The following is a 14,969-nucleotide window of genomic DNA, read 5'->3' as shown; positions in this document are numbered from 1 at the left end:
TCTCTCATTTATAACTATATCTCAAAAAGTTATATTAAAAAGCTATCTAATTATGATAAAATTATTAATTGCAGACAATCACCCGATTACAAGAAAAGGGCTAGAAGTTCTTTTTTCAGCTTCTCCTAACGTAGAAATTGTAGGAAGTTTAGACGATGGCGAAGCCATCTTAGAATTTGTAAAGAAAAATCCGGTAGACATTATTTTAACTGAAGCCGATTTTCCTAAACTTAATGGTTTAACCGTGTTACGTTATTTAAAAAATGACTATCCAGACATTAAAACTATTATTTTTAGCAACCAACCTGAAGAGGTTTATGCCATAAACACCATTAAAGCTGGTGCATCTGGGTACTTAAACAAATCTGTTAATGTTATAACCATTACGGAAGCTGTTTCTAAAGTACACGATGGAGGTATCTACCTAAGTAATGAGCTAACGCAACAATTAGCGTTCGGTACTCGTGTTAATAAAGGTGGAGCTTATTACAAAAAACTATCTACCAGAGAAGCAGAAGTTTTAAAACTACTAACTGTTGGTAGAAAAAACAAAGAAATCTCTAAAGAGTTAGATATTAACGAAAAAACCGTTAGTACTTACAAAGCGAGATTAATGCGTAAACTAAAAGTTACTAATTTAGTAGATTTAGTTAACCAAGCAAAAGTTACTGCCGAGTTATAATACTCGGTTAAGCTTTCTTGACAACAACATTTTTAAACCAGAATAGTCTTTTACTTCTTCAAGTATATTTCTATTAACATTGGTTTTATTTTGTAGTGTTTCTTGTTGAAACTCTTTAACCTTCTGGTCTATTAAAAAGCAACGAAGACTTAAAATAGTTTCACTAACTAGTTGAGCAACGCTATGCATTTTTTCTTTTGGAAATATATTCATACGCTTCCAATCATCTAATGCATAGCGCTCATCTTCCATCAAAATAGTTGTAATATCGGCAGTCATTGCTGGATCTACCGAATTTATGAAGGTTTTTAATTCGAAATCTGGATTCTGATTTAAAGCATCTATAACAGTATAATATAGGGTTTTAAATTGCGGGTTTGTAAACTCCATTTCATCATCCTGAAGGTCTAAAAACACCTTTTCAAATACTTTTGCCTGATGAATCACTGGTTCTAAATCTAATTCTCCTTTTTTATTTTCTTTTAAAACTAAATCTTCAAAATCTTCTATTTTGTTTCCATACAACAATAGAATTTCAATAATTTTTCGTTCTAAAAGATATTGAACATCAACTTTTTTTATTGGCTGTTCATGCTTTATAACTTCAAAAGCCTTTTGCTCTGTTTTATTTTTTTTAGCCTCTTCTTGAAATTCTTTTTCATCCATTTGAGCTAAAGTAGTAAAGAGAACCTCTTCACTAATATCCATGATTCTAGCACATTCCTGAATATAAATTTCTTTTTTAATTCTATCAGGAATTTTAGAAATACTATTTACTATATCTCTAACCGTATCAGCTTTTTTTATAGGATCGTTTTTCGATTCTTCAAATAAAATAGAGGCTTTAAACTGAATAAAATCTTTAGCATTATCTTTTAAATACAAAGATAACTCTTCAAGTGTATTTTGCTTTGCAAAACTATCAGGGTCTTCTCCTTCTGGAAAAGTGCATACCCTAACATTCATACCTTGTTCTAATATTAAATCTATACCTCTAAGTGATGCTCTCATACCTGCGGCATCACCATCAAAAAGAACTGTAATGTTTTTAGTGAGTCTGTTTATAAGCCTTATTTGATCTGATGTTAATGCTGTACCCGAAGAGGATACCACATTTTTTATTCCTGTTTGGTGAAATTGAATAACATCTGTATAACCTTCAACTAAATAACAATTATCTTCTTTTGCTATATCCTTCTTAGCATGATAGATACCATATAAAACTTTACTTTTATAGTAAATATCACTTTCTGGTGAATTTAAATATTTAGCTGCTTTTTTATCTAGAATAAGTATACGACCTCCAAATCCTAACACACGCCCACTCATACTCTTTATAGGAAACATAACACGCCCCTTAAACCTATCAAAACGTTTATCCTCCTTTACTATAGTAAGTCCCGTTTTACCTAAGTAATCAATGTTATAACCTTGCTTTAAGGCTTCATCTGTAAAAGCTTGCCACTCATTAAGAGAATACCCTAAGTCAAATTTCTTAATGGTTTCTTCAGTAAAACCGCGTTCTTTAAAATAACTTAAACCTATAGATTTTCCTTGATCTGTTTTATGAAGTATTTTTTGAAAATATGTGTTTGCAAATTCACTTACTAAATACAAACTTTCTTTTTCGTTAGCCTTTTCTTTCTGCTCGTTAGATTGTTCGGTTTCTTCTACCTCAATATTATATTTTTTTGCTAAATATTTTATGGCTTCAGGGTAAGTAAAATGCTCATGTTCCATTAAAAACGAAACAGCATTCCCTCCTTTACCTGTTGAAAAATCTTTCCATATTTGTTTAACAGGAGATACCATAAAACTAGGAGAGCGTTCATCACTAAATGGACTTAATCCTTTAAAGTTACTTCCTGCTTTTTTTAACTGAACAAAATCACCGATAACCTCTTCTACTCTAGCGGCTTCAAATACTTGTTCTATGGATTCTGGTGATATCAATATTATAGTTTTTATTAAATGTAAATGTAATACAAACTATTGATTCTAGAAATTAAAGAAGTTTTGAAATTTTACCTTGTCGAAAAAAGCTTTTAAACAAAATACCAAAAGAAATCCTAGTCATGAAGAATCATCAACTAATCCATATCAAATCTAACACCAATGGATATATTATTTTGTTTTATAATCTGATCCTTAAAAATTGGAGATAGATCATATTTAACATATAATGCTATTTCATCAATAGCCACATACCCACTAAGACCATAAACTAAATCGCCAGTATTAAACCCTCCTTTTTGTTTACCTTTTACGCTTACTCCATCTAATTTATATTTTAATTTTTGCCTTGTACCAATATTAAAACCAGCATATCCACCTAAACCAATTTTGAATTTATTTTTAGTAGAATATCTAAAATAGGTATCTTTTTCAATTTTTTTAGAAGGACCAAATTCAAAATGAACAGGAAATACTAAATTAGTAATTGATAATTTTGATTTTTTTAGATCTTGAGGGAATTCTTCTAAAACTGTTTGATTACCTTGTTTGACAAAATATTTATTATCATCAGGCTTTAATGCATTAATTTGAATAGAATACCCATATTTTAAGCGTAAAAAATTGGTGTTTTTAAATACTCTTGTTTTATGAGCCCAACCTATTTCAAAAAAACGTGAACCTCCAAACTTATACGGTGAGTTATCAATGCTTTCTCCTTTAATAATTGCATTATTTAAACCAAATGCTAAAACAAAGTCATTAGTTGTTCGTCTATCATATTGTTTAGGCTTATTCTTCTTTTTAATTATAACACCAGCAAAACCTTCTTTTTTATTCCCTACACCAAGACCTATGTCTAAATTATTTCCACCATAGCCTTCATCATTCCGTTGCAAAAGGGCTATTTTATTATCTATTATTGCTATACGATTTTCAATGTTTAAAGCACGCTTTTTAGCCATTTCCATTTTTAACGTTTCTGCTTCTTCTTTTGTTATATCTCCTTTCTCCAAACGCTCATTAATTACTTCTACTTCAATTTTTAAATACGTTCTCTCTTCTTTTTTAATTTGCTCTTTTAATTCTTTTAATTTAACTATTCTCTCGTTATTTTTTGTTTTAGGAATTGTATCCTGTGCATTGATTAATTGCACGCTTAAACTTAGTATGATGAGTACTAAACACTTCGTAATTATTTGCATAACTGTTCGTTTTATTATGCTGAATTTCTTTTCAGCATGTGTATTAATGTTGATTGATGATTGTATTTATTAATTGTGTTTTTATGTTTTTAAATATCTTTTATTTAACAGCAATAACAATTAATCGTTACGCTGAGCAACTGTTGTTTTTACAGAATTAAAACTAGATTTTAAAGTTTCAAAAACCTTACTTCTAAACGATTGATCTATTTCTGTTTCTACATCTTGAAGTAATAAATTTGCATCAACAGTCCTCGTTCTATCTTTTATTAACCTTTTTAGAGCAATCTCTTTTTGTGCTTGCTTTAGCAATAGCTCTATGTTAGCTTCTGTTATATCTCCTTTACTTTCTTTTAATGCTTTAATCTGAGCTACAACATCTTGCACTTTCTGTTCTTCAAATGTTAAATCCTTCTGAGAGATTTTAACCGATTCTAAAACACCTCTTTCTTGTTCGTGAATTACTTTTTTATTAGATAAAACAACCTCTTCTTTATTTATATCTCCCTTTTTTAGCTGTATTGAATACTTAATAGATTTAGTAGATTTTACTTTTGACTTAACGCCTTCCAATAACTCTTTTGTTAATTTTTCTTCTGAAACATCATTTTTATTTACAACTTTTGGAATTATTACAATCTCTTGAATTTCCTCTACAACTTCAGTTTTATTAAACTGATGCATAACAAATAAAACACCTATAATACTAGCAGCGATACCTAACCATAAAAACCTCTTATTATTAGTTTTAGTTTTAGCTTCTTGAACGTCTAATTGTTTTGATAGTTTATCCCAGGCATCATTTGATGGCTGCAAAGACCTTTTTTCAAACTCTTTTTTTATGTTTTCTTCAAAATTAATGGGTTCCATAATTTACTTTATCTAATTTCTTTATTTTTTCTTGAAGTATTTTTCGAGCCTTAAATAACTGTGATTTTGATGTCCCTTCACTAATATTTAAAATCTTAGATATTTCTCGATGCTTATATCCTTCTATGGCATACATAACAAACACCATTTTATAACCCTCAGGAAGTAGATCAATGAGCTGCTGTATTTTAGCCACATCTATATCTATCTTAATATTATTAACATAGTTAGCCTTATACTCTATGTTTTCATCTGGAAATTCAATATGTTTTTTTTGCCGCAAAAACGAGATAGATTCTCTTACCATGATACGTCTAATCCAACCTTCAAAACTACCATTTGCTTTATAACTTTTTAAGTTAGCAAATATTTTAAAAAAACCATTAAGCATAGCTTCTTCTGCTTGCTGTAAATCTTTAATGTAACACCTACAAACACTTAGCATTTTAGGTGCGTACAATTCAAATAATACATGTTGTGCTTCGCGATTATTTTTAATCGCCTTTTTTATAAGAACAGGTTCGTTTTTATGGAGTTGAATAACTTTCAAAAATGCTTTCATTTTGCTTTCTACTTAACTAGACGCAAATTTTACGCAAATGGTTGCCTAGGTTATAATATTTTTTAAATAATTATAAAAAGGACTCTTTTAGTTTCTCAAAAATTTAAATGAGTACTAGTATTATTTTTTTCTATCTATAACATAATTCACCATAAGTTCAAGTGAATTTTTATAATCTGATTCAGGGAAATCTTGTAGTATTTGTAAAGCTTCGTTTTGAAATTGCTTCATTTTAGTGATTGCAAATTCTAAACCTTCCTTTTCTTTTACAAAAGCTATAACTTCTTTAACACGCTTAACATCCTTATTATGATTTTTTATGGAGTTAATGAGCCATTTTTTTTCTTTCTTTGAAGCATGATTTAACACATAAATTAAAGGTAAAGTCATTTTCTGTTCTTTAATATCAATCCCTGTAGGCTTACCTATTTGAGCATCTCCATAATCAAACAAATCATCTTTAATTTGAAATGCCATTCCTATTAACTCACCAAACTTACGCATAGACTCTACATGTAAAGATTCTGGTTTTACCGAAGCCGCTCCTAAACTACAGCATGCAGCAATTAAGGTTGCTGTTTTTTGTCTTATAATTTCATAGTAGATATCTTCTGTTATATCAAGTTTTCGGGCTTTTTCTATTTGAAGTAACTCGCCTTCACTCATCTCCCTAACTGCAATAGATATTATTTTAAGTAAATCGAAATCATTATTATCAATAGACAATAACAAGCCTTTAGAAAGTAAAAAATCACCAATTAAAACAGCAATTTTATTTTTCCAAAGCGCATTAACAGAGAAAAAACCACGTCGTCTATTACTATCATCCACCACATCATCATGTACCAATGTTGCTGTATGAATAAGTTCTATAACCGAAGCACCTCTATAAGTACGTTCATTTACCTCTCCGTTTGACACCATTTTAGCCACCAAAAACACGAACATTGGCCTCATTTGTTTTCCTTTACGGTTAACTATATAATGTGTTATTCTATTAAGTAAAGCGACTTTACTAGACATAGATAATTGGAACTTTTGCTCAAAAAGATCCATTTCAAAAGCTATAGGGTGCTTTATTTGTTCTACTATTTTCAAACTAAAGGATTAATTTCATCGTAACAAACCTAATAAAAAATTATATGAATTATGAAATTAATTATAATAGAATAAGGGTTCATCAATATTTAGTTGTCTTATTATTAAGATATAATCCTTTTTGTTGGGAATTAACTTTATAATAATACCTAACTATAAAAATTAAGATTATATTATTTAATAATATTTTTTTTAATAAAAAACTCACTTGTCATGAAAAGATTTACTTTCACTTTATTATTTACTTTTTTAATTTCTTTAACTAGTTTTTCACAAAATGTGGTTTATAACTTTGATACTGACCTTGAAGGTTGGTTAGGTCAGGGTGGTATACTAGAAAATGATCCTGTAGGAGGAGTTATTACACTAAATACAGTCCTTGATGGAGGAGACGAAGCCCTAGGAGCTATTTACCCAGATCAAGATCCGTTTTCTGTTAACACCAATAATGTAAAAACTATACATGTAACACTAAAAAATGAATCTACTGGCAACAATCTAATGCAAATTAGATTATTCACTAAAACAGATGCTGTTAGTACTAACATAACAACTTCAGATTCTAATTTCAAAACCTACTCAATTGATTTAACACAATTACCTGGTTTTGTTGGCAGTGATTTTTTTGACTTTGAATTATATTTTCTTAATGAAACCTCTGGTGTTACCTCTGTATCTGGAGACATCTTAATTGACAAAATTGAATTTACAGAAACAGCTTTATCAATTAAAGATAATGACCTAGAAATCTCTAAATCCTACCCTAGTCCTGTAATAGATAAACTAACTATAGATACTCGTTTTGATATAGATTCTGCTACTGTTTTTAATCAATTAGGGCAGCAAATAGATATTATTAGAAGTCATGATATCTTAAAAAATACTTTAGATTTATCTAAGCTAAATACAGGCTTGTATTTTGTAACTCTTAAGGCTGGTAACAATAGTTCAACTCTTAAAATTATTAAAAAATAATTTTACTAGCACTTTTAAGAGACTGCATTTGGTAATCTCTTAAAAGTGTTATATTTTTCCGTGATACTTCACAAATAAAAATAATGTTTAAATTGTGATAAAAAAGATCATGAACATTTTCAGTTTTACAGCAAATTTTGATAATGAAAAAGTATGTGTTAATCATTTTAAGTCACAGCGAGACAATTTAGGTGTGGTCTGTAAGTCTGGTCATACAGAGACAGAGCATTATTGGATAAAGAGTCGCTTAAGCTATGAGTATAAAATGTAGAAAGCGTATGACTTTAAAGAGTGGCACTATTACGCAGAACTCTAATTTATCTTTTTTGATTTGGTATAAGACCATTTTGCTTAGTGCTACAAAAAAAGGATTTTCAAGTAAAGAGATTCAAAAACAATATAGAGATAACAGATATACCTTGGAAGGTATGATAGAACTAGAAGAGGGCTATTTTACTGTAGCACCCTTAGCGTTAGAGCAATCCAATGGAGCAAGAGGTCGTGGGGCAGCAGGAAAACAAAATGTAGTTATTATGGCAGAATCTATCCCTTTAGAAGATCTTCAAATAGGTAAGATAGAACGACAGCCTAGATATTTTAAAGCTAATGTCCTAAGTACTTACAGCGCAAAAGAAATCAATCAAACCCTAGAAAGCTCTATTGATAAAAAAAGTATTGTATTTACAGATAAAAGCACGTCTTATCTAGATATTGCCGATTTTATAGAATTACACATTACTGAAAAATCTACCAAAGAAATCATAAAGTGGCTACACATAACAATTGGTAGTGCCAAACGGAATTTATTAGTAAATTACCATAAAATTAAAGATAAGCACCTTCTACTACACCTATATGAATTTACACACAAACTCAATAGAAGATATTTTGGAGGTAAACTCTTTGATAGGCTTGTAATTGCTAACATTACAGGTTTATGACTAAAAACGGATATTCAATTATTTTATAATAAAAAACTTTTACCCTATTTATAAATTTAAATAAATACCATGAAAAAAATTACCCTATTACTATTATTTATTGCTTTCACCTTTTTAACATCAGCGCAACCAATAACTTGGAATTTTGATGCAAGTAATGACGGATGGACTTCGACTAACTTAACAGAAGTTACTGGAGCAAATGCATTACAGTTAACGACTAGTGGCTCAAACCCAAAATTCGATAGAGCAGCCGCAAATATACCTACTTCATCTGCTAATGGTTACTATTTTGCATCTATTACTTTAAGAATTGCAGGAGCTGGGCCTACTCTTGTTAGATTTGGTTATGCTAAAAATTCTAATCCTACTAATTTTTCTTACATCAATAGACCTGTTACAAATAACACTCCTGGTTTTGTTACTTATTATGTCGATTTTACTGAATCTACTGGACCAGGAAGTATTAGTAATTTATCTTTAGAGTTTAAAAACAATGACGGAACTGCTAGTGGTGCAGATTTTACAGATAATGGAGCTGTTATTGAAATTGACAATATTTCCTTTTTCGATGGTTCTGGTGGTGATGAAGTTTCAAAAACCAATTTTGATTTTAATTTAGATTATGACACTGATCAATGGGAACCAGAAAATGCGCAATTGCAAGGGCCAATGGGAGGAATTCTTACTTTTGAACCACAAGATGGTGCTGTTTCTACACTTCTAACAACTTCTACATATTACGTAGTACCTACAAATGGAAGTAATAGAAAGTTTCTTAATATCACTTTAAGAAATAACAATTCTAGTATTGATGAAATAAGAGTAACAGCTGAATTTAGTTCGACATTTACTGTTCAATCTATCACGACATCTGATACTGGTTATAAGACTTATTCTATAGATTTATCAGCAATACCTGAATGGAAGTCCTTAGTAAGTAGTATTGGCATTAGTTTTGTTAATAGTACAACACAACAATCTTCTGCCTCTGGAAATATTCTTATTGATGAAATTTCATTTGATCGAGATCGATTAAGCTCTAGCAAATTTGAGAAAAGTGATTTTGTTGCTTTGTCCCCTAACCCTTCTATTGATATTATAAATTTATCATCTAAGAATAATTTAAATTTCACAAAATTAGAAATTACAGATATTAATGGTAGACTTATTAAATCTATTGCCTTAGAGAATGTTTCTAAAAAAGAAATTAATATATCTGAGTTAATTAAAGGTTTATACTTTGTAACTATTCAATCTGAAAATAAAATACAGACTATTAAGTTTATTAAAAAATAATTAAAAACAATCTTAAAAAAGACTGCTTTTACAGCAGTTTTTTTTGCTTAAAACTGAAAGAAACTAGCTTCTTTATTCTTAAGAAAGAAATAGAAATATACTACAATCAAAAAAAAACAATCTTTGGATCTAACAGAAACACATTAATAGTTATTATTTTAAAAAATCATAGTAGCCTCATTATTAAATAAAAATAATTAGATTAACTATTAGCTTCTAAATTTGTATGAAAAAACAGCAATTATTTTTATATTGTAAATAAATTATTAACATAACCCTTATCCTTATGAAAAAAGTTACTTTATCGTTTTTTTTAATAATATTTATTGCTTCTTTTAATATAACAATAGCCCAAAACTTACAAGCTGAAAATTTTGACTCTCTTACCGTAGGAAATGTCGGAACCGATATAACTGGAAGTACTTCAGGCCAAGGAGGCTTGTTTACACAAACAACAGTTGGGGCAAATTCTGATTTCCAAATTACAAATGAAGGTGGTCAACTAGGGAAAGTTCTCCAAATTACAGGTTCTAATAATGCAACTGACTCAAAATTGCTATGGACAAGTGGACTAGATACAGCTTGGGCATCGCGTACAACTGGAAATGACATCATAGAAATTGAATACAATATTTTTACAGGGGCTGCAACTACAAGTAAAAGCTTAATTAGCACACAATTATATAACTCAGACTATAGCATAACAATTGCTGGGTTTCTATTTGTTCCTGAAACTAAATTACTATTAGGTCTTATTTACGCTGACGATGGTAATACAATCGACACTTTCCCTATAAATTTAGGAAGTCAAGGTACCGAAATAATATTACTACCTAACAGCTGGTACAGAATAGGCCTTGCCTTTGATAAAACAACTGGAGATATTACTTTTAAAGGCCCTGGGTTTTACCTAGGTTTTACTGATAGTGAAGCAACTGGAATAGATCCTTTTGAAAATGATTTTATAGTTATTGCCGGAACTGATAATACTGTTTCTACAGTTGCCAAATTTGATGATTTAAGAATTAGAGCTACAAATACTGAAAATTTGCTAGGAATTAATGATATAGATAATAACTTATCTAAATCTATAAAACTATATCCAAATCCTGCTAGGAACGTTATAAATCTTTCTGCAAAAAATAATTTAAACCTTACCAAATTAGAAATTGTAGATATTCATGGTCGGTTAATTAAATCTATTCCTATTAAAAATATTTCTGAAAAAGAAATAAATATATCTGAATTTAATAAAGGTATTTATTTGATGAATATTTATTCCAAAAACGGGATGACTAGTAAAAAAATAATAAAAGAATAGTTTATATGACTAGTCCTAAAAAAGAGCTGCAAATTGTAGCTCTTTTTTAGCTTTTATTAGCTAACTGCCCACATGCAGCATCAATATCTTTACCTCTACTACGACGCACATTAACGACTATTCTATTTTTTTCTAAACTTGCAATATAATTTTCTAGAGCTTCATTTGTAGCTTGTTGAAATTCGCCATCGTCAATAGGATTGTATTCTATAATATTAACTTTACAGGGTACATATTTACAAAACTTTACAAAAGCATCTATATCTTTTTGGCTATCATTAATTCCTCTCCAAACTACATATTCGTAACTTATTTTTCGTTTTGTTTTTTCATACCAATACTCTAATGCTTCACGTAAATCTTCTAATGGAAATGTTTCATTAAATGGCATAATAGATGTTCGTACTTCTTCTATGGCTGAATGTAATGATACTGCTAAATTAAATTTAACGTCATCGTCTGCCATTTTCTTAATCATCTTTGGAACGCCAGATGTAGATAACGTGATGCGTTTTGGAGACATACCTAATCCTTCTGATGATGTAATCTTATCAATTGCCTTTATAACATTGTTATAATTCATTAGAGGCTCTCCCATACCCATAAATACAATGTTGCTTAAAGGGCGGTTGTGATATAATCTACTTTCACTATCTATAGCGACCACTTGATCGTAAATTTCGTCTGGATTTAAATTACGCATACGTTTTAATCGTGCTGTTGCACAAAATTTACAATCTAAACTACATCCTACTTGACTTGATACACATGCTGTTGTTCTTGTTGCTGTTGGTATTAATACAGATTCCACTATTAATCCATCATGCAAACGTACTGCATTTTTAACTGTCCCATCACTACTTCGCTGCATGGTATCTACCTGAATATGGTTGATTACGAAGTTATCTTCTAACATTTGGCGTGTTTCCTTCGAAACATTTGTCATATCCTCGAACGTATACGCCGCTTTTTGCCACAACCACTCATAGACTTGGTTTCCTCGAAAGGCTTTATCGCCTTGCTTTACAAAAAAATCTCGTAATTGTTCTTTGGTTAATGCGCGAATGTCTTTTTTCTCTGTTGCCATAAATATTAAACGGTATCCTGCAAAAATAATAAAAGGGTTTGTTTTTATTGAATTATAAATTGAAACTATAACTTGCATTAGGGATTGAGGCATTGTTGGAGCTCCTCGCAGAGAGCGACTGCCGAAAGCCCGACCCTTTGGATAATGCCATAAAAAAAGCCTTGTAAAATACAAGGCTTTTAAAATTTATATGATTAACATCGCATCACCGTAACTGTAAAATTTATATTTCTCTTTTACGGCTTCATCGTACGCCTTTTTAATAAAATCGTGACCAGCAAATGCTGAAACCATCATTAATAGGGTTGATTTTGGTGTATGAAAATTAGTTATCATACAGTTTGCTATACTAAAATCGTATGGTGGAAAAATAAATTTATTAGTCCATCCATCTATTTCATTTAATCTTCCGTTTGATGATACTGCACTTTCTATAGCTCGCATTGCGGTGGTACCTACTGCACAAACACGTCTCTTATTTTCTATAGCTTCGTTAACAACTTTTACCGCTTTTTCATCTATCTTTAACTCTTCACTATCCATTTTATGCTTAGATAAATCTTCAACTTCTACTGGATTAAAAGTTCCTAAACCAACATGTAGAGTTACTTCCGCAAAATCAACACCTTTAATTTCTAAACGTTTTAATAAATGTTTCGAAAAATGAAGTCCTGCTGTTGGAGCTGCTACTGCTCCTTCATTTTTAGCAAAAATAGTTTGATAACGTGCTTCGTCTTCTGGTTCTACTTCTCTTTTTATATATTTTGGTAATGGCGTTTCCCCTAGTTCATTTAATTTTCTACGGAATTCTTTGTATGATCCATCATATAAGAAACGTAATGTACGTCCTCTTGATGTTGTATTATCTATAACCTCTGCAACTAGGGTATCATCGTCTCCAAAATATAATTTGTTACCAATTCTTATTTTACGAGCAGGATCTACCAACACATCCCAAAGACGTTGTTCTTCGTTTAACTCTCTTAATAAAAACACTTCTATTCTAGCTCCTGTTTTTTCTTTATTACCGTATAATCTAGCAGGAAATACTTTAGTATTGTTAAGTATTAGAACATCGTCTTCTTTAAAATAGTCGATAAGGTCTTTAAACATTTTATGCTCGATGGTTTGCTCTTTTCTGTTTAAAACCATTAAACGCGACTCATCTCTATTTTCTGCTGGATATTCTGCTAATAATTCGTCTGGTAAATCAAAGCCGAAGTGTGATAATTTCATACGTTTTTATTTATTTTTTAGTTGTAAGATGTAACATCTATAGCTGATATTCTCTATAAACATTATATTTTTTAGTTTTACTTATTTATAAGAAAGCTGCAAATATACAATCTGAGAATAGGGGTTGTCAAGTAAATGAGTGATTATTATTTAGTTATTTGAAATCCAATAGATTTTAAATCGTCCCAGAATGTTGGATACGATTTTGAAACTACAGCTGCATCTTCTATAATAATGGCTTCTTTAAGTGCTAATGGAGCAAATGCCATAGCCATTCTATGGTCATTATATGTTGCTATAGACACTAGTTCTTTAATATTATTAGATGCTAACAAATGCAAAGATTTATCTGTAATTTCTACTTGACCTCCTAATTTTTCTATTTCTGTTTTTAAAGCTACTAACCTATCTGTTTCTTTAATTTTTAAAGTATGTAACCCTGTTAAATCACATGGTATCCCTAAGGCAAAACATGTTACTGCTATGGTTTGCGCTATATCTGGTGCATTCTTTAAATCTAAGGTTAATGGTGTAATATTTGATGTTTCCTTTTTTAGAGTAATAGAGTTTCCTTGGTAAGTAGATGTTACTCCAAAGTGTTTATATATATCTACTAAAACTGAATCGCCTTGTAATGAATTTTCTTTATATGACGCTATTGTTATTTCTGTTCCTACTTCACTTATTGCTGCTATACTAAAATAATAAGATGCCGATGACCAATCTGATTCTACGACTAGTGTTTTTGGTTCTAAATTTTTAGTATTAGGTTTTACTGTAATTACTTGATCTATAAATGACGTTTCTACTCCTATTTCGTCTAACAGGCTTAATGTCATTTTGATATATGGAATAGACGTTATTTCTCCCTCAAGTGTTAATTCTAATCCGTTTTCAAGTTTTGAAGCAATCAATAATAATGCAGATATATATTGACTACTTACATTAGCCTTTAATGATACATTGCTTTTTATTAACTTCTTTCCTTTAATTTTTATAGGTGGATAGCCTTCATTTTCTACATAGCTTATTTCTGCTCCTAATTCTTGAAGGGCTTCTACCAATATTTTAATTGGTCGCTCTTTCATACGTTTAGATCCTGTAAGCACGGTTTCTCTTCCTTCTTGTATAGAGAAATAGGCTGTTAAGAAACGCATTGCGGTGCCTGCGTGATGAATATCTACAAGTTCTGATTGAGAACTTAATGCATTCGTCATTAAATTACTATCGTCTGAATTTGAGACATTTTCAAGTTTAAACTCTGGATATAATGCTTGAAGTAACAACAAACGGTTAGATTCACTTTTAGAACCTGTTATTTGTATTGATGATTGCTTTGCTATTTTAGATTTTTGAAGTGTAAAGTGCATATTCTTAAGTTACCATTTAAAAGAAGTGGCAAATTTACTTTAATTTTTCGTTATTATGATGCCTATCGTGGTCTCGTTTTCCTTTCTTATCCATTCTTTTATCAAAAGCTTTTTGCAAATCTACTCCTGTTTGGTTTGCTAAACATAATACCACAAATAAGACATCTGCTAATTCTTCGCCTAAATCTTTGTCTTTATCACTTTCTTTTTCGCTTTGCTCTCCATAGCGTCTGGCTATAATTCTAGCTACTTCACCTACTTCTTCCGTAAGTTGCGCCATATTAGTTAATTCATTAAAATAACGAACACCGTGTTCATTAATCCAATTATCTACTTCTTTTTGTGCGTTTTCTATATTCATTATGCTTTT

At 30.3% G+C, this 14,969-nt stretch carries 13 protein-coding genes and 1 pseudogene; 5 read left to right on the top strand and 9 right to left on the bottom strand.

Annotated elements, in window-relative coordinates; genetic code table 11:
- Window positions 1-52 precede the first annotated feature (52 nt).
- Window positions 53-682: a response regulator gene (locus A8C32_RS11025; protein ID WP_069830468.1), complete on the top strand. Its 630-nt coding sequence runs from the start codon at window positions 53-55 to the stop codon at window positions 680-682.
- Here the strand turns inward: A8C32_RS11025 and dnaG are convergent.
- The 5 genes from dnaG to A8C32_RS11000 form a co-directional block, all read right to left on the bottom strand.
- Entirely contained in the window at window positions 677-2,635 is a 1,959-nt protein-coding gene (dnaG, locus tag A8C32_RS11020) for a DNA primase (protein WP_069830467.1), read from the bottom strand. The two genes, A8C32_RS11025 and dnaG, sit on opposite strands and share 6 nt — an antisense overlap.
- A gap of 137 nt (window positions 2,636-2,772) precedes the next feature.
- Entirely contained in the window at window positions 2,773-3,840 is a 1,068-nt protein-coding gene (locus A8C32_RS11015) for a hypothetical protein (protein WP_069830466.1), read from the bottom strand.
- 120 nt (window positions 3,841-3,960) lie between these two features.
- Window positions 3,961-4,710: a hypothetical protein gene (locus A8C32_RS11010; RefSeq protein ID WP_069830465.1), complete on the bottom strand. Its 750-nt coding sequence runs from the start codon at window positions 4,708-4,710 to the stop codon at window positions 3,961-3,963.
- On the bottom strand, window positions 4,697-5,272 hold the full coding sequence (locus tag A8C32_RS11005) for an RNA polymerase sigma factor (RefSeq protein WP_240491733.1): 576 nt from the start codon (window positions 5,270-5,272) through the stop codon (window positions 4,697-4,699). The genes A8C32_RS11010 and A8C32_RS11005 overlap by 14 nt, the downstream gene beginning before the upstream one ends.
- A gap of 120 nt (window positions 5,273-5,392) precedes the next feature.
- Window positions 5,393-6,370, bottom strand: a complete 978-nt coding sequence (locus A8C32_RS11000) for a polyprenyl synthetase family protein (protein WP_069830464.1) — start codon at window positions 6,368-6,370, stop codon at window positions 5,393-5,395.
- Between the two features lie 213 nt (window positions 6,371-6,583).
- Here A8C32_RS11000 and A8C32_RS10995 point away from each other — a divergent pair, with 213 nt between their 5' ends.
- The 4 genes and pseudogenes from A8C32_RS10995 (at window position 6,584) to A8C32_RS10980 (ending at window position 10,906) form a co-directional block, all read left to right on the top strand.
- Complete coding sequence (locus A8C32_RS10995; protein WP_069830463.1) at window positions 6,584-7,345, top strand: T9SS type A sorting domain-containing protein; 762 nt, start codon at window positions 6,584-6,586, stop codon at window positions 7,343-7,345.
- Window positions 7,346-7,454: 109 nt separating this feature from the next.
- Window positions 7,455-8,286 (top strand): annotated as a pseudogene (locus A8C32_RS10990) (IS1595 family transposase).
- 69 nt (window positions 8,287-8,355) lie between these two features.
- Window positions 8,356-9,585, top strand: a complete 1,230-nt coding sequence (locus A8C32_RS10985; RefSeq protein ID WP_069830462.1) for a T9SS type A sorting domain-containing protein — start codon at window positions 8,356-8,358, stop codon at window positions 9,583-9,585.
- A 286-nt stretch (window positions 9,586-9,871) separates the two neighbouring features.
- The gene (locus A8C32_RS10980) at window positions 9,872-10,906 is read left to right on the top strand and encodes a T9SS type A sorting domain-containing protein (protein WP_069830461.1); all 1,035 of its coding nucleotides are present in this window, start codon (window positions 9,872-9,874) and stop codon (window positions 10,904-10,906) included.
- A 46-nt stretch (window positions 10,907-10,952) separates the two neighbouring features.
- Here the strand turns inward: A8C32_RS10980 and rlmN are convergent, their stop codons facing one another.
- The 4 genes from rlmN to A8C32_RS10960 all read right to left on the bottom strand — a co-directional run bounded on the left by rlmN (window position 10,953) and on the right by A8C32_RS10960 (window position 14,960).
- Window positions 10,953-11,993: a dual-specificity RNA methyltransferase RlmN gene (gene rlmN / locus A8C32_RS10975; RefSeq protein ID WP_069830539.1), complete on the bottom strand. Its 1,041-nt coding sequence runs from the start codon at window positions 11,991-11,993 to the stop codon at window positions 10,953-10,955.
- A gap of 186 nt (window positions 11,994-12,179) precedes the next feature.
- On the bottom strand, window positions 12,180-13,229 hold the full coding sequence (gene queA / locus A8C32_RS10970; protein WP_069830460.1) for a tRNA preQ1(34) S-adenosylmethionine ribosyltransferase-isomerase QueA: 1,050 nt from the start codon (window positions 13,227-13,229) through the stop codon (window positions 12,180-12,182).
- Between the two features lie 146 nt (window positions 13,230-13,375).
- Window positions 13,376-14,599 carry a 3-phosphoshikimate 1-carboxyvinyltransferase gene (locus A8C32_RS10965; protein WP_069830459.1) on the bottom strand — a complete coding sequence of 408 codons (1,224 nt, stop codon included), beginning with the start codon at window positions 14,597-14,599 and terminating at the stop codon, window positions 13,376-13,378.
- Window positions 14,600-14,633: 34 nt separating this feature from the next.
- Complete coding sequence (locus A8C32_RS10960) at window positions 14,634-14,960, bottom strand: nucleotide pyrophosphohydrolase (RefSeq protein WP_069830458.1); 327 nt, start codon at window positions 14,958-14,960, stop codon at window positions 14,634-14,636.
- Window positions 14,961-14,969 lie beyond the last annotated feature (9 nt).

The sequence above is a fragment of the Flavivirga aquatica genome, assembly GCF_001747085.1.
Taxonomy (GTDB): Bacteria; Bacteroidota; Bacteroidia; order Flavobacteriales; family Flavobacteriaceae; genus Algibacter_C; species Algibacter_C aquatica.
This window is presented reverse-complemented; position numbering and strand designations above follow the sequence as displayed.

What these genes read in the sequence shown, in the direction of transcription:
- A8C32_RS11025 (WP_069830468.1), top strand. Translation starts at nt 53, where the DNA reads ATGATAAAATTATTAATTGCAGACAATCACCCGATTACAAGAAAAGGG.
- A8C32_RS11015 (WP_069830466.1), bottom strand. Translation starts at nt 3,840, where the DNA reads ATGCAAATAATTACGAAGTGTTTAGTACTCATCATACTAAGTTTAAGC.
- A8C32_RS11010 (WP_069830465.1), bottom strand. Translation starts at nt 4,710, where the DNA reads ATGGAACCCATTAATTTTGAAGAAAACATAAAAAAAGAGTTTGAAAAA.
- A8C32_RS11005 (WP_240491733.1), bottom strand. Translation starts at nt 5,272, where the DNA reads ATGAAAGCATTTTTGAAAGTTATTCAACTCCATAAAAACGAACCTGTT.
- A8C32_RS10995 (WP_069830463.1), top strand. Translation starts at nt 6,584, where the DNA reads ATGAAAAGATTTACTTTCACTTTATTATTTACTTTTTTAATTTCTTTA.
- A8C32_RS10985 (WP_069830462.1), top strand. Translation starts at nt 8,356, where the DNA reads ATGAAAAAAATTACCCTATTACTATTATTTATTGCTTTCACCTTTTTA.
- A8C32_RS10980 (WP_069830461.1), top strand. Translation starts at nt 9,872, where the DNA reads ATGAAAAAAGTTACTTTATCGTTTTTTTTAATAATATTTATTGCTTCT.
- rlmN (WP_069830539.1), bottom strand. Translation starts at nt 11,993, where the DNA reads ATGGCAACAGAGAAAAAAGACATTCGCGCATTAACCAAAGAACAATTA.
- queA (WP_069830460.1), bottom strand. Translation starts at nt 13,229, where the DNA reads ATGAAATTATCACACTTCGGCTTTGATTTACCAGACGAATTATTAGCA.
- A8C32_RS10965 (WP_069830459.1), bottom strand. Translation starts at nt 14,599, where the DNA reads ATGCACTTTACACTTCAAAAATCTAAAATAGCAAAGCAATCATCAATA.
- A8C32_RS10960 (WP_069830458.1), bottom strand. Translation starts at nt 14,960, where the DNA reads ATGAATATAGAAAACGCACAAAAAGAAGTAGATAATTGGATTAATGAA.